This window comes from Enterovibrio qingdaonensis (assembly GCF_028683135.1).
In the GTDB taxonomy this organism is placed as follows: domain Bacteria; phylum Pseudomonadota; class Gammaproteobacteria; order Enterobacterales; family Vibrionaceae; genus Enterovibrio; species Enterovibrio qingdaonensis.
Window position 1 is genome coordinate 1 of the sequence record NZ_JAJUBB010000073.1, and the last position, 537, is coordinate 537.

1 protein-coding gene is annotated in these 537 nt (G+C 47.7%); it reads right to left on the reverse strand.

The window, feature by feature from the left end:
• Positions 1 to 27 precede the first annotated feature (27 nt).
• The coding region (locus LRP49_RS25170; protein WP_274146417.1) for a transposase at positions 28 to 537 on the reverse strand (510 nt) is incomplete at its 5' end.

Consider the following 537-nt stretch of genomic DNA (forward strand, 5'->3'; position numbering starts at 1 on the left):
GACGTGCAGCTCAGCCCATCGTGCGACTTATTCGGGTAAGAAGCGACGTTCATCAAAGACAGTTTTGTTCCTCAACATAAAGTAAACGCATCGTCCCAGCTTGTGAGCGAGTGCCGACAAGGCTTTGGCTTTGCTCATCCGCTTTTGTAAACGGGTAAGGTATTTCTTTGCTCTTTCGTTACCACGAAGGTAAAGCACCGCTGCTTCGGAGAATGCCCATTTAAGGTGTGCGTTGCCGATCTTATTGCCGCTGGTGCCATATTGCTTTCCTGCGGATTCAGCTTTGCATTTAATTAAACGGGAATAAGAAGCGAACTGTTGAACGGAAGGGAAGCGTTGGATACTGCCGATTTCATAGAGGATGGTCAGAGCCAGTATACGGCCAATGCCAGGAACAGTTTGTAGTAGTTGGTAATCCTGAGGGTTATGTTGTTTAGCGTGTTGCTCGATGAAGTGTTCAACGCTCGCGAGCTCTTTGGTGTAGAAGGCAATCACGTTCAAATCGATATCGAGATTGCGGTTAACCGCAGGCTCATT